Genomic DNA, 17,317 nt, shown 5'->3' with positions numbered 1-17,317 from the left:
AATAAGTATTCCCGCGAAAGCGGGAATCTTATTTTAGGCAAAATAAAATAATTAAATTAGTGCATGCTAAAGAAAGTTTTTCCTTTTCTTACTTGGTTACCAACAGCAAAACATACGCTTAAGGACGATATAATTGCTGGCATTACTGGAACAATTATTGTCATTCCTCAAGCTGTGGCTTTTGCAATGATTGCTGGATTGCCACCAGTATACGGTTTTTACACAGCAATGATTACCCCAATTATTGCAGCATTATTTGGATCTTCATATCATTTAATTTCTGGACCAACTACCGCAATTTCGATTGTAGTGTATTCTACCTTAATAAAATTTGTAAACCCAGAAACCGATTTAGAAGGATTTGTGTCATTAGCTCTAGTGCTTACTTTTTTAGCTGGTTTTTTTCAATTTGTAATGGGTTTATTACGGATGGGAAAGTTAGTGAATTTTGTGTCACATTCCGTGATTATTGGCTTTACTGCTGGAGCAGGAATACTCATTGCTTTTAAACAATTAAAGCATGTTTTTGGTGTGGAAATTCCTCAGGGAAGCTCAATTATTGACATTGTAGTCTATATATCTAACCATATTTCAGACACTAACTGGTATGTGTTTACAGTAGCAACAGGAACTTTGCTCATCGCGCTTATAATAAAATTATTAATTAAACCATTGTCTAGATATTATATGTTATTGGCAATGGTATTAGGAAGTGCATTGGCAATTTTTCTTGGAGGAGATGCAAATGGTATTGAAACCGTTGGAAAAATACCTTCAAATTTGCCGCCTTTTCAAGTTCCAGACTTTACTTTGAACAATATTAAGCTATTAAGCTCTGGAGCAATGGTTTTAGCATTGTTGGGTTTAATAGAAGCTGTAGCTATTGGTAGGGCTATAGCATTACATACTCATCAAAAAATTGATGGTAATCAAGAATTTATTGGTCAAGGCCTATCCAATATGGCAGCAAGTTTTTTTTCAAGTTACGCTGGTTCAGGCTCGTTTACACGTTCAGGTGTTAATCATCAGGCTGGAGCTAAAACACCTATGTCGGCCATTTTTGCCTCAGTCTTTTTAATGGTTGTTCTGTTATTATTTGCAAAATATGCATCATACTTACCTAAGGCAGCTATGGGAGGAATTATTTTATTAGTAGGCTATAATTTAATAGATTTTCATCATATAAAACAAGTTTATAAAGCAAGTGGAAGAGAATTAATTGTTTTATTCATTACATTATTTGGAACATTATTCTTCGATTTAGAATTTGCTTTATTAGCAGGTATTTTAACATCGTTTTTCTTTTATATGGAAAGGACTTCAAAACCAAACATCGCAATTCTTGGTGTTGATAAAAACCAGCGTCTTATTAATATAATTAGAGATGATGAAACTAAAGAATGCTCTAATCTAAAGATTGTTCGCATAGATGGATCATTATATTTTGGGTCAATAGAAAAAATTTCTAGCTATTTCTCTAAGCTTTATGAAGAAAATAAAGTCCAATATATTTTAATAGCTGCAGATGGCATTAATTTTATTGATTTAGCTGCTGCTGAATGGTTAACAAATGAAATTAAAAAGTGGCAAAAAAATCGAGGAGGTATTTATTTTTCAGGACTAAAACTAGTAAGTCAGGATGTTTTGCAAAAAGGAGGTTTTGTAGACAAAATTGGAAATAACATCTTCTTCCAGAAAAAGAAAGAAGCTATTCGTGAAATTCATAAAAAAATAGATGGACTTTGCTTGGAAAAGGTTTTTGATGAATGTAAAACCAATTAAAGTCTTTTAATTGTAATTTGGGTTACATACTATATTACAACTTGCACTATCTTTGTTATTGCAAATTAATTCTATGAATTTAAAATCTATTTTTCCAATTTTTAGTTGGTTGCCAAATTATAAAAAAGAGTGGCTTAAAGGAGATATTAGTGCAGGTTTAACCGTAGGAGTGATGCTAATTCCTCAAGGAATGGCGTATGCTTCTATTGCAGGATTACCAGCAGTTTATGGCTTGTATGCATCGATTGTTCCAATATTAATTTATGCTTTTTTGGGGACTTCAAGGCAGTTGGCTGTTGGTCCAGTAGCAATGGTGTCTTTATTAACAGCTACAGCAATTGGTTCTTTTCAAGGTTTATCTACTTCTGATTATATTTCTTATGCAATTTTATTAGCATTGTTGGTTGGAACAATTCAGTTCTTACTCGGGATTTTTAGATTAGGTTTTTTAGTAAATTTCCTGTCACACCCTGTTGTTAGCGGATTTACATCGGCTGCAGCATTAATAATTGGTTTAAGTCAATTAAAACATTTATTGGGAGTAAATATTCCTAGAAGTCATCACATACATGAAATTATTTTGAATGCTGTAGATAAATTCAACGAAATAAATTGGATTTCACTAATAATTGGTTTGGCAGGAATCTTTATCATAATCATTTCAAAAAAACCAAAGAAATCTTTACCAGGACAATTGTTTGCTGTGATATTTGGTATTCTAGCAGTTACATTGTTTGGTTTAGGAAATGGGAGTACTACTGTTGATATTGTAAAGAATATTCCAAGTTCTTTGCCAAGTTTTGTAATTCCAACCTTTAATTTGGAAATTATCCAGTTATTATTACCCATGGCATTAACGATCTCACTTATAAGCTTCATGGAGAGCATAGCCGTTGCTAAAGCAATTCAAACAAAACACAGAGATTATAAAGTAGAGCCAAATCAAGAACTTATTTCATTGGGTTTGGCTAATGTCTTTGGTTCGTTCTTTCAGTCATATCCAACAACTGGCGGATTTTCTAGAACAGCAGTAAATGACCAAGCTGGGGCAAAAACAGGTTTGGCTTCAATTATTAGCGCTACACTCATAATTGTAACTTTGTTATTCTTAACACCTTATTTTTACAATCTTCCAAAAGCTATTTTAGCATCGGTTATTATGGTAGCAGTTTTTGGGTTAATTGATTATAAAGAAGCCATCCATTTATTTAAGAGTAATATTACCGATTTTTGGATGCTCATTGCTACGTTTATTTCAACATTAGCTTTTGGTGTAGAAATTGGTATTGGTTTGGGAGTTATTTTATCATTAGCAATGGTTTTATTCCAAACTACCAGGCCACATACAGCAAGACTAGCTAAAGTGCCTAATACACATTTTTATAGAAATATGGAACGTTTTTCTGATTTAGAGATTAATGAAGAGATATTAATTTATCGTTTTGATGCTCAACTATTCTTTGCAAACACAAACTTTTTTAAAGATAAATTGTATGAGTATGAGAGATTAAAAAAGGAAAATCTTAAGCTATTAATAATTGATGGGGAAAGTATAAACAATATTGATAGTACAGCTATTCATGCGTTTGAAGAAATAGTATCTGACTTTAAATCACGAAATATAACGGTTTACTTTACTGGAATTAAAGGTCCTGTACGAGATAAATTATTGAAATCAGGATTTATGGAAAAAGCTAAACCAGATCATTTTTTTATGAGTATTCAAGAAGCTGTAGATTATTTTGAAACAGATAAGAAAAAAGAGATTGTTGAAAATAATTTTAAACAATATATAAATCAAACCAATAAATAGGTATATTAATTGTGTAACACAAGTTACAATGGTTGGTGTAATTTTTGATTAAATTTAGCTACTAAATAATTATGAATCAATAAAATAAAATAATATGAAAGTAGAACAATTGTTTACTGGATGCCTTGCCGAAATGGCCTATTATATAGAGTCAAATGGGGAAGCTGCTGTTATTGATCCTTTAAGAGAAACAGAGCCATATCTAAGAATGGCTGAAGCTGATGGAGCCAAAATAAAGTACATTTTCTTAACACATTTTCATGCCGATTTTGTGTCTGGGCAATATGATTTAGCTCAAAAAACTGGAGCCAAAATTATATTTGGACCAAATGCAACTGCCGATTATGATATATACAATGGTAAAGATGGCGAAGAATTCCCGCTAGGTGGAGGTAAAATTACGTTGCTTCATACACCTGGTCATACTATGGAATCGTCTTCATATTTAATTACCGATGAAGAAGGGAACACACCTTACGTATGTACTGGCGACTGTTTATTTATAGGTGATGTAGGTCGTCCAGATTTGGCTGTAAAGCAAGGAGAATTAACAGAAAGAGATCTAGCAAGTCATTTATTTGACTCTTTGAGAAATAAAATAATGACTCTACCAGATGATATTATCGTCTATCCTAACCATGGAGCAGGATCTGCTTGTGGTAAAAACATGAGTAGTGAAACTTTTGATACTTTAGGAAATCAAAAGAAAACAAATTATGCACTTAGAGCAGATATGACAAGAGAAGAATTTATTGAGGAGGTTACAACAGGTTTAAAGCCACCACCACAATATTTTCCAAACAATGTACGTATGAACAAATCTGTTAATACTAGTATTGATAAGATTTTGCATAGAGGAACAACTCCTTTAGATCCTGCGACGTTTAAAGAAATGAGTGAGCAGAAAGATGTCCTTGTAGTAGATACACGCTCAAAACAATTGTATACTGAAGAAGGTACAGTTCCTGGAGCTTGGTATATTGGTATCGATGGTAGTTTTGCACCATGGGTAGGTGCGTTGATTAAAGATATTAATCAGAAAATCATTTTTATTGCTGATGATGAGTTACGTGTAAACGAAATAGTAACACGTTTTTCTAGAGTTGGTTACGATAATACATTAGGTTATTTGAACGGAGGAATCCAAGATTGGAAAGCCTATGGATATGAAGTGGATAAAATTGGCTCTATTTCTGCACATACATTTGCAGAAAAATTAGCAAAAGGAGAAATGGAAAAGCCTGTCGATGTTCGTAAAGAATCAGAATACTTATCTGAGCATGTAAAAGGAGTTGAAAACTTCCCATTAGATTTTATACATCAAAACTTTGCTGAAATAGATCCTAATAAGGAGTATTTCTTGCACTGTGCAAGTGGTTATCGTTCTTTAGTGGCAGCTTCAATTTTTAAAGCCAATGGTGTTGAGAAAGTTACGGACGTAAGAGGAGGATTTAAAGATTTAAAAGAAACAGATGCTCCTATGACAGATTATGTTTGTCCAACTACTTTATTGTAGAATTTAATAAATTATTTTAATAAAAAAAGAGCAGCTAAAAGCTGCTCTTTTTTTATGTGCTGTATGTAACTAATGTTACTTCAAAATATAAGATTATGCTTTAATTTTAATATTAAATTAAGCGCACTGTTATAAAGCGTTTTTCTAGATAAAACAGCCATGAAAAGTACAATTAGAATCCTTACCGTTACAATAATTTTATTACTACTTGCCACCTTGTTTTTTACTTACATACAACTAAGACCTGATTATGAAGACGTTGCTATAATACAAAAAAATGAGCATCCTGGAAAAAAACTAATGGAAACTTATTGTTATGCTTGTCATAATCCAATGGCCTCACATGATAATAGATTAGCACCTCCAATGATTGCTGTTAAGAAACATTATAAAAAAGAGAATACCACTAAGAAAGAGTTTATTGATGATATTAAGAAATGGGTTAAGGCTCCTTCAGAAGAAATATCAAAAATGCCTGGAGCTATTAGGAATTTTGGAATAATGCCTTATGCACCTTATGAGGAAGAGGATGTAGAACAAATAGCTGATTATATCTATGATAATGATATAGAACAACCAGAATGGTTTGAGGAACATTATCAGCAAGAAATGGGAAAAGGCAATGGCAAAGGAAAAGGCATGGGAAGTGGAAAAGGAAAGGGAAAGATGCAGCATCAACAATCTAGTTTTAATAAAACAGATAAGAGTTTTGAAGAAATAGGAATGCATTATGCGTTAGCAACAAAAAAAGAACTTGGAAAAAATTTGATGGGTGCTATTCAAGAAAAAGGGACAGTTGGAGCTTTGGAGTTTTGTAATGAACAAGCATTATCAATAACAGATAGTATGGCTAACGTCTTTTCGGCAAACATTAAAAGAGTTTCAGATAAGCCTAGAAACCCATTAAATACTGCAAATGCAATTGAGTTAAAGCATATCAAAACTTTTAAAAAAGAATTGTTAAATAATACTGGCCCAAAACCAATTATTGAAGAATCGAAAAATGATGTGAGTTTCTATTATCCAATAACAACAAACATGATGTGCTTACAGTGTCATGGAAAGTTGGATGAATACGTCCAATCCGATACATACAAAACAATTAAACAATTATATCCTAATGATATGGCAACAGGATATGGTGTTAATGAAGTGCGAGGAATATGGAGTATAAAATACAGTAAATGATTAGTAAGTTTTCAGAAATAATTGATAAGCCAATCCCTGTTTTAGTGGATTTTTATGCCGAATGGTGTGGACCTTGTCAAGTAATGAGCCCAATATTAAAAGAAGTTAAAGATCAATTAAATGACATAGTATCTATTGTAAAAATTAATGTAGATAAAAATCAAGAATTATCTGGGAAATATCAGGTGAGAGGTGTACCAACATTTTTAATTTTTAAGAAAGGACAATTAGTTTGGCGTCAATCGGGTATTGTTAAAAAAGAAGAGTTAATAAACATAATTAATAAATTTAGTTAGTATCGATTTTTAATGTTCATAGTGTTTATTGATTTCTAAGGCAGCTTTTTAAGCTGCCTTTTTTTGTAACTAAGGTTACAGATATTTTAAAAAATAGACGTTAATTTTAGTAAATTAATAATCAGATACTTCTAACTAAATTTTATTGTTTTATGAGAACTCACTATCAAGTATTAATAATTGGAGGAGGCACAGCTGGAATTATGGTTGCCTCACAATTAAAAAGAAAAAACGCAAGTTTAGAAATTGGTTTAATAGAGCCATCCGACAAGCATTATTACCAACCAGCTTGGACATTGGTTGGTGCCAATACATATAAATTTAAAGATACTGTTAGGCCAATGGCATCATTAATTCCTAAAGGTGTCGATTGGATTAAAGAATATGCTGATGTTTTTAAACCAGAACAAAATAGTTTAATTACTAAAAATGGTACTGAACTCACCTATGACTATCTTGTGGTAGTTCCGGGATTAAAAATTGCACCAGAATTGGTAGAAGGACTTACAGAAGCAATGGAAAAAGGCGTTGTATGCAGTAACTATACAGATCCAAACCATACTTGGGAAACTTTAAAGAACTTTAATGGAGGTACAGCTTTATTTACCCAACCTACAACACCTATTAAATGTGGAGGAGCACCTCAAAAAATAATGTATTTAGCAGATGATTATTTTAGAAAAACTGGAGTCAGAAAAAAATCAGATATAGTCTTTGCACTACCAAGTGGTTCTATTTTTGGAGTAAAAATTATTGCTGATACACTTATGAATGTAGTAGACAGAAAAGATATTAATGTGCGTTTCTTTCATAAGTTGGTTAAAGTTGATGCAGATAAAAAAATTGCATGGTACGAAATAGATAAAGACTTAACAGCTGGTGGTTGTGTAACTATCGCCGATGGTGACGTGGCTTCGTTAGACAGAGATATTCAGTATAACTATAAAGACGTAAAAGTAACTAGAGAGGTAGATCGTTTTGGGATTCATTTCGACATGATGCATTTGGCACCACCACAATGTGCACCAGATTTTATTAGAAACTCTCCTTTAGCAGCCGAAACGGGTTGGGTTTCAGTAGATCCTAAAACCACGCAGCATACTAAATATCCTAATATTTTTAGTCTTGGAGATGTATCTAATCTACCAACCTCTAAAACAGGAGCAGCTATTAGAAAGCAAGTTCCAGTAACTGTTGCAAACATTTTAAAATTGATAGAAGTAGAGGGGTTATCCTCAAAGGAATATAATGGTTATACCTCATGTCCATTAGTTACAGGTTATGGTAAAATGGTGTTAGCTGAGTTTGACTATGATAAGAATTTTGAACCAGACCCTAAATTAAAAAAATTCCCAATGATGCTTAATGATTCTTCAAAAGAGCATTGGAGGTTATGGATGCTTAAAAAATATGGATTGCCATATTTATATTGGAACAAAATGATGAAAGGGATTGAAGTTTAAATTTGACTTTAGTGTAACAAGAGTTACTCAAGGTGTTTACTTATTTAAGTAATTTTACCAAGCATAAAGTTCACTTTTTTGCACCAAATCAATTTAAATAGGACATAGTTTCGTTTAGAGTTGATTAATAGTTGAGCCCAAGGAAACTTGGGCTTTTTTGTGACAAAAGTCATAAAATATTAAGCACATTACATATATTTTTGAAAAAATAACAGTAACAATTTAAGATATGATAAGTAGTAGTATTGCATTATACGATTGGAGCAATGGCGTAATTATGATGGCAGTTTTTGGTCTAATCTGTTTAATATTAATTATAGTGTTGATTTCTTTTATGAGTAGTGGGAAAAAAGATAAAAATCAGGAATAGATTGATTTATTTAAAACAAAAAAGAGGACAAAATTTGTCCTCTTTTTTTTGTTGTTTAAAACTTGTATTGCAAGAAAGCAGTTAAGTTTCTTCCAGGTTCATTAATAGGGACTCTACCTAAACCCGATTGGTTGTTAAATGAAAAACTTAAATGGTCATTGTAGGTTTGATCAAAAAGATTAATAGCAGCCAAACCTACTGTTATATTTTTTATTGGTTTTAGTCCAACACGAATATCTAACGTTTCATAGCCTTTTGTATAAGTTTCACCAAAGCTTTCGGCAATTTTATCTTGTTTGCAAACTAAGTTAAAAGTTGCATTTGCCCAAAATTTCTTTTTCTCGAATCCAAAGCCTAGTTTGGTTGTTAGAGGAGGAGTAAGTGGAAGCGATTCTTTTAAATCTTTGTTTTTTGCATAAACATAAGCGATATCTGCTTTTAAAAAGAAATTGTCCATAAACTCAAGTTTCATCGAAGCTTCTAATCCTGTTTTATATGCTTCATCTAAATTTCTAAATACTTTAGGGTGTCTTGGTTCTAACATTGGCATATACAATCTATTTAAAGATTCATCAACAATACCAACAATATAGTTCTCGAAAAATGAATAATAAAATGATGAAGAATAAGTAAGTTTATTAAAACCGTTCGTTAAATCCTTTTTGCCTTTAAATCCAATTTCAAATTGGTTATTGACTTCTGCCTTTAAGTTTGGGTTACCAACATATTCATAAGGGTCTTGACCAACTGTAAAATGGTTTATAAAGCGCTCAACCATACTTGCTGAACGAACACCTCTACCATAAGCTATTTCTAAAGTAAAATCTGGTGAAATAACCTTTTTAAGACTTACAGTTCCACTTAAATTACCTTCTGTCCGTTTTTCTAAATCATACATCGCTGCAAAATTAACGGCAGGATCTTTTATATCGCTAATAACAGCGTTGTAGCGCAATCCGAAATTAAAAATGGTAGAATTGCTCGCAAACCACTTTGCTTCGGTAAATACTCCTATATCTGTTATTTGTGAATCCTGCCAAATCTTGTCTGTAAAAGACATTGGCATAGGTAAAGGATTTCCATTCATTATTTTCACTAAACGGTTTCTATTACCTTCTCGTCCAATGTAAGTTGCATCAAGACCACTATACAGTTGCCAATTTTCGTTTGGTACAATTTTTAGCTCTATTTTACCTCCAGCAGTTGTAGCCTCTACACCAGATTCAGCTTCAACCATCATAAAGTTTGGTCTTTTAAAGTTGGTCATTAAGTGATCAACATAACTATAGTATAGTTTGCTACTTAAGCTTTTAACCTTACTGTTTGTATATTCTTTTTTATAATCTAGTGAAAGAATACTACTGTTATCATAATCTGTATCCATAGGTAAACCTGCATGTAGAACATCTCTACCAAAAGATTGTCGCCAATGTGCTTGAACACGTTCGCTTTCTGATAAGTTATAGCCAAACTTAACCCCATAATCCGTACTTCTAAATGATGAAGGAATCTCTAAGTCTGAACCATCTTTATAGTTACCAAAATCTTTATAGCCTCCATTAACTGTAAAATCATATTTTTCTGAAGCATACTTAAGAGCTAGCATATTAGAAATAGAATTTCCATTGTCTTCATATCCAAAAGATGCATTACCATGAAAGCCATAGTCATCAATTCCTGGAGTTTTAGTCACCATATTAATAATACCGCCAAAAGTAGTTCCATATCTAACAGTGTATGGTCCTTTAATAATTTCAATTTTGGCAATTTCCTCAGGAATAATGTGAGTTGTAATAGGATCCATTCTATTTGGGCAAGCATGCATTGCTTTTGTCCCACCATCATACTGAACGTTTAATTGTTCATATTGAGAGGCTCTAAAAGAAGGGTCAATAGCATAATTCCCCCTTTTTATTGTTGAAAAACCATTGATGTTCTTAAATAGGTCGGCAACATTTTTTGGTTGTATTATATTTTCGTCATATTTATTTGATACTTTAGAGTGTGTTGGATCTGTCTTTACATTTCCAATAATAATCACTTTATTCAGTTCTACTGTTTTTTGGGTTGTCGTGTCTTTTGCTTTCTTATTTTGAGCAAAAGACATTGTTGAAATTAGCATACACAAAAGCATACCATAAATCTTTCTCATGATTCAAAATTTTAAATTTTAAATGAAATTGTTTTGGGTTTGGCTTAAAAAAGCCTTAAAAATGGGTTATGAGAATGATTTTTGAGGTGGATGGAAGCAATCTGAAAACTTTAGGTAGTTATAGAAGTTTTGGTAGCTATAATTTTGGAATACCTTCTCTACATTTTTTACTAAAAAGTAATTGTTTGAACTTTCTTTATAGAGTAATATTTCTTTGAAATCAATAACATTTGGCACGTTTTTATTATCTGTAGAATTGGTTTCTGCTACTTTTTTCAACTGACATTTACCATTACATTCTAATTCAGGCTTATCTAAATTCTCACATAACCTCTCAATAAAGTCAATAGGATCAATTTCGTAATATGCAAATGTTAGTGATACTTGCATACTATTAAATAGTATTAATGCAGATAAAGTTAATGATAATATTACGGAGCTAAGTTTCACATTGCAAAGATATTTATGACTTAAATATCTTAAACTGACTTTTATCATGTTTGAAGATATAATAAAAAAATTAACAAATAATTAAATAGTTGCATATGCAACTATTTAATTATTTGTTTACATTTGTCGTATGAAAAGAGAAGAGGTAAATATAGATTTTGAGAACTCAATAGGTCCTTGGTTAGGGAAAACTGTAAAAATTCTTGAGTATCATCTACAAGAATTGTTTAATGATCATGGGCTTGATTTAACTAAAGAGCAAATGATTGTTCTTAAGAGGCTGCATAATGACGATGGTTTGAGTCAAAACGAGTTAGCATTTTTAACGCTTAGAAATAAATCATCTTTAACACGTTTGCTAACTAAAATGGAACAGAAAGAGTATATAACAAGACAACAATCCAAAGAGGACAAGCGAATTAATAATGTTTATTTAACTCAAAAAGGTAAAGAAGTTTTCCATTTAACGAAACCAGTGATAAAAAAAATGATTACTAAAATGGAAAAGAATATTGCAGCTTCTGAAAAAAAGCAAATCATAACGATTTTAAAAAAAATTCAAAACAATTTCGATTCAAAAATAGAATCTATATAACTGACTAAAAATGAGAAAAATTATATCTATCGCTTTAGGGGTTTTATTATTAGTAGGTGCATTCTTTGTTGCCAAATATTTAATTGATAACAAAAAAAGACCTAAGCCAAAATTCGACAAAATTGTAAAAACAGTTTTTGTTGAAGAGGTTAATAATAGAGAAATACCTATAATAATTACAACAAGTGGAAATTTAGTTGCTAAACATAAAATTGACCTTTATGCAGAAGTACAAGGTGTTTTAAAAGCTTCCTCTAAAGAGTTTAAAGCTGGAACTATGTATAATAGAGGAGAATCTATCCTTAAAATTAATAGTGATGAGTTTTATGCCAATCTTCAGTCACAAAAGAGTAATTTCTATAACAGTATTACCTCAATTATGCCTGATATTCGTTTAGATTACCCAGACGACTATCAGAAATGGCAAACGTATCTTAATAATTTCGATATAAACAAATCAACTCCAGAGTTGCCACAAATTAATTCTGAAAAAGAAAAATATTTTATTTCAGGGAGAGGGATTAATACAGCATATTACAACGTTAAGAATTTAGAGGTAAAACTTAGTAAATATAATTTGAGAGCACCTTATAAAGGTGTATTGACTGAGGCATTAGTGACTCCAGGTAGCTTAGTAAGAGTTGGCCAAAAATTGGGAGAATTTATTGACCCAAGTATTTTTGAAATGGAGGTGTCAATTAATGCTGAATTTGCCGATTTATTAAAAGTTGGTAATGCGGTAACACTTCAAAATCTAGATAAAACTAAAACATATATTGGAAAAGTTATTAGAATAAACGGTAAGGTTGATGCAACCTCACAAACCATTAAGGCTTTTATTCAAGTAGCGCATGAAGATTTAAGAGAAGGTACTTATTTGGAGGCAAACTTAACAGCCAGAAGTGAAAAAGATGCCATAGAGGTTTCTAGAAAGTTATTGGTAGATAATAAACAATTATATGTTGTAAGAGATTCTATTTTAGAACTTATAGATGTTAAACCTGTGTATTTTTCAGCAGAAAGCGCTGTTATTAAAGGAGTTAAGAACGGCACACTTATGCTTTCTAAACCCACTCCAGGAGCATATAACGGTATGCAAGTTAAAATATTTGAAGACAAGCAATAACAGATGAAAAAGGTAATTAGTTATTTTATAAAGTTTCCCGTTGCAGTTAATGTATTGATTTTTGCATTCATAATTTTTGGAACTATTGGAGCTTTGTCAATAAAATCATCGTTTTTTCCATTAACCGATTCAAAATTAATACAAATCAATCTTATTTACCCAGGAGCTTCTCCAGTAGAAATGGAAGAAGGTGTGGTTTTAAAGATAGAAGATAATTTAAAGGGAATAGTTGGAGTAGAACGTGTTACTTCTGTTTCTAGGGAAAATGCTGCTACCATTAGTGTAGAGACAGAAAAAGGAAAGAATATTGATGTTGTTTTGGCAGATGTTAAAAATGCTGTAGATAGAGTACCATCGTTTCCAAGTGGTATGGAACCACCTGTTATTGCAAAAGTAGAAACGGTAAGACCAACCATAAGCTTTACCTTGAGTGGTGATAATATTCCACTTACAACTTTAAAACAATATGCAAGAGAAGTTGAAAACGATTTAAGAGGGATAGAGGGTATTTCACAAGTATCTATTTCTGGGTTTCCTGCTGAAGAAATTGCAATTTCTGTAAGAGAAAATGATTTAAGAGCTTATAATTTATCTTTTCAAGATGTCGCCAATGCTGTTAGCAGAACAAATATTTTAATAACAGGTGGTAATATAAAGACAAGTGAAGAGGATTATTTAATTAGAGCAAGAAACCGATCGTATTATGGTAATGAACTTTATAACATAATTGTAAGAGCTGAGCCAAATGGAAACATTATTAGATTAAAGGATGTTGCAGATGTTCAGGATACTTGGTCCGAAACACCAGACAGAGTCTTTTTTAATGGTAAAAATGCAATTAGTATTGGAATTAGTAACACGAATAATGAAGATTTGATTGCCTCAGCAGAAGAGGTAAAAAAGTATATACATAAATTTAATCAACAGTACGATAATGTTCAATTAGATATTTCCAGTGATTCCTCTATTACATTAACACAACGTACAGATTTGCTAGTGAATAATGCTATTATGGGAATTCTATTAGTACTTCTTTTTCTAGCAATATTTTTAAATGCACGATTAGCACTTTGGGTAGCAGTAGGAATTCCAATTTCTTTCTTCGGAATGTTCATTTTTGCAGCTCAAATGGGAGTTACTATTAACGTGTTATCACTTTTCGGAATGATTATCGTTATTGGTATTCTAGTAGATGATGGTATTGTTATTGGTGAAAACATTTATCATCACTACGAAAAAGGAAAATCTCCAATTAGAGCAGCGATTGATGGAACTATCGAAGTATTGCCACCAGTTGTATCAGCCTTATTAACTACCATGATAGCATTTTCAACATTTTTCTTTTTAGATGGAAGAATAGGTGATTTTTTCGGTGAGGTTTCTACAGTAGTGATTTTAACTCTATTGGTTTCAATGATTGAGGCTTTAATAATTCTTCCAGCTCACGTTGCACATTCAAAAGCATTACAACGTAAAGGAAGAAAATATAATAGGATTGATAAATTTTTTAGGAGATTAAATGAAGGAGCAGATAAAGGATTGGTCAAGCTTAGAGATACTATTTATGTACCATATTTGCGTTTCTTTTTAAAGAATAAATTTTTAGGGTTTGCTATTCCAATAGCATTGTTCATTTTTAGTATTGGTGCCATTGGAGGTGGAATTGTTGGTACATCGTTCTTTCCGAGAATTGCCAGTGATACTGTGTCTATAAATCTTGAAATGCCACAAGGAACTAATGAAAAAATTACAGACTCTATTATTTCAAGTATTGAAGAAAAGGTATGGATAGTTAATGAGCAATATGATAAGAATCTATTTAATAATGAATCTGTTGTTCAAAATGTTATAAAGCGAATAGGACCAGGAACTTCTAATGCCTCATTAACGGTTAATTTATTGCCAGGAGAGTTGAGGGGTGATTTAGCTTCACAGGAAATAACAAACAAGATTCGAGATATTTCAGGTACAATTTATGGTGTTGAAAGTTTAACCTTTGGCTCTGGAGGTAATTTTGGAGGTAGCCCTGTGGCTGTATCATTATTAGGAAATAATATTGAAGAACTTAAAGCAGCAAAAGAAGAGCTTAAGGCAGAGTTAGTCGCCAATCCAGTTTTGAAGGATGTAGCAGATAACGATCCTGAAGGAATTAAAGAAATACAAATAGAATTAAAAGACAAAGCCAACATATTAGGATTAAATCTACAAAGTGTAATGGCTCAGGTACGTTCAGGTTTCTTTGGTTTTCAAGCACAACGTTTTCAACGAGGACAGGACGAAATAAGAGTTTGGGTTCGTTATAAAAAAGAAGATCGTTCATCTATTAAAGATTTAGATGATATGTGGATTATTGCACCATCTGGTAGCAAAGTACCGTTTTCAGAAATTGCAACCTATAAAATTGAAAGAGGTGATGTTGCTATTAACCACTTAGAAGGTAAAAGAGAAATTCAGTTGACAGCGGATTTAAGATCTCCAGATGACAGTGCTTCCGATGTTTTAGATGATGTTAGAAATAGAATTATGCCAGAGCTGTCATCAAAATATCCAACCGTTTCTGCATTGTATGAAGGTCAAAATCGGGAAGCATCAAAAACCATAGATTCACTAGCGTTAGTTGGTCCAATTATATTGATATTAATCTATATGGTTATTGCATTTACCTTTAGAACCTATAGCCAACCATTTTTATTAATGATAATGATACCATTTAGTTTAATAGGTGTGGCCTTTGGACATTGGGTACATGGTTTTATGATTAATATCTTATCATGGTTAGGTATTATTGCTTTAATAGGTATTATGGTTAATGATGGTCTGGTCTTAATAGGAAAGTTTAATGGTTATTTAAAAGAAGGTATGACATATAATGAAGCCTTGGTACAAGCAGGTAAATCACGTTTTAGAGCAATCTTTTTAACCTCATTAACAACAATAGCTGGTTTAGCACCTTTATTGTTAGAAGGTAGTAGGCAAGCACAATTTTTAAAACCAATGGCAGTTTCCATCTCTTACGGAATAGGCATTGCAACAGTATTGACTTTAGTAATGTTACCATTATTGTTATCAATTTCTAATTCTGTTAAAGTGTTTTTTAAGTGGATGATAACTGGAAGGGAAATCACAAAAGAAGAAGTAGAAAGAGCAATTATTGAATCAAAATATGAAAACGATGAATTACACTAAAAGATTAATATATACTTTTCTAGCTTTTACTTTGTTACAAGCTCATGGACAAGAGATATTGACCAAGAATGAAGCATTAAAAATAGCTCTACAGAATAATTATGGTGTAAAAATTGCCAATAATAATCTTGAAATAGCTAAAAATAATTCCAGCGTATATAACTCTGGTTTTTTACCAATTGTATCTACCAGCGCTGGTGCAAATTATAATAATAGTAATCAAGAAATTGAAAGACAAGACGGAAGTATTACCAATATTAATGGAGCGGAAACCAAGAGCTTCAATGCTTCTATAAACTTAAATTATACAATTTTTGATGGTTTAGGAAGAAAATATAATTATAAGCAGTTAAAGGAAACATATAACCTCACAGAACTACAAGCACGTGAAACTATTGAAAACATGTATTTACAATTGTTTAGTGTGTATTTTCAAATTGCAAGATTGTCTGAGAATACAAATAATTTAAAGGAAACTTTAAAAATTTCTAAACAACGATTAGAACGTGCTAAATATCAGTATGAGTATGGTCAATCTACAAAGTTGGAGCTATTAAATGCCGAGGTTGATGTAAACAACGATAGTATAAACTATATTTCAACAAGACAATTATTTTTTAATGCAAAACGCAATTTAAATATTGTGTTAGGAATACAAAATGATATTAATTATGAAGTAGAAACAGATGTTAATTTTACCACGTTAATTTCTTTTGAAGAGTTATTGGATAAAGCAAAGGAGAACAATGTACTATTAAAACAAAGTGAAAAGAATATTGCAATAAATGAGTTCAATATCAAGATTAACAAATCAAACTTTTTGCCTACTGCATCATTAACAAGTTCGTATGGGTGGAACAAAAGTATTAACCCACCAACTTCTTTTTTAGCAGGATTAAATTCTACTGGCTTAAATGCTGGAATCAATTTATCTTGGAATTTATTTGATGGAGGAAATACTAAAACACGTGTTGCTAATGCTAAAATTGCACTTGAGAATCAAAAAATACTAAAAGAACAACAAGTAGAAACAATAGAAACTACTCTAAAAAATGCATTTGAAGCTTATAATAACGCACTTTTTGTACTTGAGGCACAAAAACAAAATGTTCTTACTAACCAAAACAATTTTGACAGAACTCAAGAACGATACAAATTAGGACAAGTAACTTCTATAGAATTTCGACAGGCACAAATTAATTTATTAAGTACGCAAACAGCTTTTAATAACGCTAAGTATGATGCCAAATTAATTGAACTGGAACTTTTACAATTAAGTGGTGAATTACTCAATGTAGAATTTTAAATTAGCTACTGTTAAAACATAAGAAGCAGCTTTTATAGCTGCTTTTTTTATGCTCAATTCTTTAGCAATTATAG

Annotated in this window: 13 protein-coding genes; 11 read left to right on the top strand and 2 right to left on the bottom strand. The window is 31.6% G+C overall.

All coding sequences use genetic code 11. The features are described 5' to 3' along the window. Nucleotides 1–63 precede the first annotated feature (63 nt). From HB672_RS11760 to HB672_RS11730, 7 genes are all read left to right on the top strand, one after another. Nucleotides 64–1,782 carry a SulP family inorganic anion transporter gene (locus HB672_RS11760; protein WP_167769729.1) on the top strand — a complete coding sequence of 573 codons (1,719 nt, stop codon included), beginning with the start codon at nucleotides 64–66 and terminating at the stop codon, nucleotides 1,780–1,782. Nucleotides 1,783–1,855: 73 nt separating this feature from the next. Then, nucleotides 1,856–3,595 (top strand): solute carrier family 26 protein, encoded by a 1,740-nt coding sequence (locus tag HB672_RS11755; protein WP_167769728.1) that lies wholly within the window; start codon nucleotides 1,856–1,858, stop codon nucleotides 3,593–3,595. A 94-nt stretch (nucleotides 3,596–3,689) separates the two neighbouring features. Further along, entirely contained in the window at nucleotides 3,690–5,111 is a 1,422-nt protein-coding gene (locus HB672_RS11750) for an MBL fold metallo-hydrolase (protein WP_167769727.1), read from the top strand. Between the two features lie 159 nt (nucleotides 5,112–5,270). After that, on the top strand, nucleotides 5,271–6,299 hold the full coding sequence (locus HB672_RS11745; RefSeq protein ID WP_167769726.1) for a DUF3365 domain-containing protein: 1,029 nt from the start codon (nucleotides 5,271–5,273) through the stop codon (nucleotides 6,297–6,299). Beyond that, the gene (gene trxA, locus HB672_RS11740) at nucleotides 6,296–6,595 is read left to right on the top strand and encodes a thioredoxin (protein ID WP_167769725.1); all 300 of its coding nucleotides are present in this window, start codon (nucleotides 6,296–6,298) and stop codon (nucleotides 6,593–6,595) included. Before HB672_RS11745 ends, trxA begins: the two co-directional genes overlap by 4 nt. 152 nt (nucleotides 6,596–6,747) lie before the next feature. Then, nucleotides 6,748–8,058: an FAD/NAD(P)-binding oxidoreductase gene (locus HB672_RS11735; RefSeq protein ID WP_167769724.1), complete on the top strand. Its 1,311-nt coding sequence runs from the start codon at nucleotides 6,748–6,750 to the stop codon at nucleotides 8,056–8,058. 229 nt (nucleotides 8,059–8,287) lie between these two features. Further along, nucleotides 8,288–8,428 carry a hypothetical protein gene (locus HB672_RS11730; RefSeq protein WP_167769723.1) on the top strand — a complete coding sequence of 47 codons (141 nt, stop codon included), beginning with the start codon at nucleotides 8,288–8,290 and terminating at the stop codon, nucleotides 8,426–8,428. A gap of 55 nt (nucleotides 8,429–8,483) precedes the next feature. On the opposite strand, the gene HB672_RS11725 is transcribed toward HB672_RS11730, so the two are convergent. Both HB672_RS11725 and HB672_RS11720 read right to left on the bottom strand, forming a co-directional pair. Continuing rightward, on the bottom strand, nucleotides 8,484–10,580 hold the full coding sequence (locus HB672_RS11725) for a TonB-dependent receptor (protein ID WP_244306613.1): 2,097 nt from the start codon (nucleotides 10,578–10,580) through the stop codon (nucleotides 8,484–8,486). Nucleotides 10,581–10,646: 66 nt separating this feature from the next. Further along, nucleotides 10,647–11,030 (bottom strand): hypothetical protein, encoded by a 384-nt coding sequence (locus tag HB672_RS11720; protein ID WP_167769722.1) that lies wholly within the window; start codon nucleotides 11,028–11,030, stop codon nucleotides 10,647–10,649. 130 nt (nucleotides 11,031–11,160) lie between these two features. Between HB672_RS11720 and HB672_RS11715 the strand changes: the two genes are divergently transcribed. Genes HB672_RS11715 through HB672_RS11700 form a run of 4 tightly spaced genes read left to right on the top strand, consistent with a single transcriptional unit; the run spans nucleotide 11,161 to nucleotide 17,243 of the window. Further along, nucleotides 11,161–11,625: a MarR family transcriptional regulator gene (locus HB672_RS11715; RefSeq protein ID WP_167769721.1), complete on the top strand. Its 465-nt coding sequence runs from the start codon at nucleotides 11,161–11,163 to the stop codon at nucleotides 11,623–11,625. Nucleotides 11,626–11,635: 10 nt separating this feature from the next. Next, nucleotides 11,636–12,751, top strand: a complete 1,116-nt coding sequence (locus HB672_RS11710; RefSeq protein ID WP_167769720.1) for an HlyD family efflux transporter periplasmic adaptor subunit — start codon at nucleotides 11,636–11,638, stop codon at nucleotides 12,749–12,751. A gap of 3 nt (nucleotides 12,752–12,754) precedes the next feature. After that, complete coding sequence (locus HB672_RS11705; RefSeq protein ID WP_167769719.1) at nucleotides 12,755–15,937, top strand: efflux RND transporter permease subunit; 3,183 nt, start codon at nucleotides 12,755–12,757, stop codon at nucleotides 15,935–15,937. Then, nucleotides 15,924–17,243, top strand: a complete 1,320-nt coding sequence (locus HB672_RS11700) for a TolC family protein (protein ID WP_244306612.1) — start codon at nucleotides 15,924–15,926, stop codon at nucleotides 17,241–17,243. Before HB672_RS11705 ends, HB672_RS11700 begins: the two co-directional genes overlap by 14 nt. Nucleotides 17,244–17,317 lie beyond the last annotated feature (74 nt).

Origin of the sequence: Gaetbulibacter sp. S0825, assembly GCF_011777505.1 — a bacterium.
Lineage (GTDB): Bacteria > Bacteroidota > Bacteroidia > Flavobacteriales > Flavobacteriaceae > Pontimicrobium.
Note: the sequence above shows the minus strand (reverse complement) of the source record. Positions and strands in the feature narration are given on the sequence as shown.

Coding starts and splice junctions, on each gene's coding strand:
- HB672_RS11715 (WP_167769721.1), top strand. CDS start 11,161: ATGAAAAGAGAAGAGGTAAATATAGATTTTGAGAACTCAATAGGTCCT.
- HB672_RS11735 (WP_167769724.1), top strand. CDS start 6,748: ATGAGAACTCACTATCAAGTATTAATAATTGGAGGAGGCACAGCTGGA.
- HB672_RS11730 (WP_167769723.1), top strand. CDS start 8,288: ATGATAAGTAGTAGTATTGCATTATACGATTGGAGCAATGGCGTAATT.
- HB672_RS11705 (WP_167769719.1), top strand. CDS start 12,755: ATGAAAAAGGTAATTAGTTATTTTATAAAGTTTCCCGTTGCAGTTAAT.
- trxA (WP_167769725.1), top strand. CDS start 6,296: ATGATTAGTAAGTTTTCAGAAATAATTGATAAGCCAATCCCTGTTTTA.
- HB672_RS11725 (WP_244306613.1), bottom strand. CDS start 10,580: ATGAGAAAGATTTATGGTATGCTTTTGTGTATGCTAATTTCAACAATG.
- HB672_RS11700 (WP_244306612.1), top strand. CDS start 15,924: ATGAATTACACTAAAAGATTAATATATACTTTTCTAGCTTTTACTTTG.
- HB672_RS11755 (WP_167769728.1), top strand. CDS start 1,856: ATGAATTTAAAATCTATTTTTCCAATTTTTAGTTGGTTGCCAAATTAT.
- HB672_RS11710 (WP_167769720.1), top strand. CDS start 11,636: ATGAGAAAAATTATATCTATCGCTTTAGGGGTTTTATTATTAGTAGGT.
- HB672_RS11760 (WP_167769729.1), top strand. CDS start 64: ATGCTAAAGAAAGTTTTTCCTTTTCTTACTTGGTTACCAACAGCAAAA.
- HB672_RS11745 (WP_167769726.1), top strand. CDS start 5,271: ATGAAAAGTACAATTAGAATCCTTACCGTTACAATAATTTTATTACTA.
- HB672_RS11750 (WP_167769727.1), top strand. CDS start 3,690: ATGAAAGTAGAACAATTGTTTACTGGATGCCTTGCCGAAATGGCCTAT.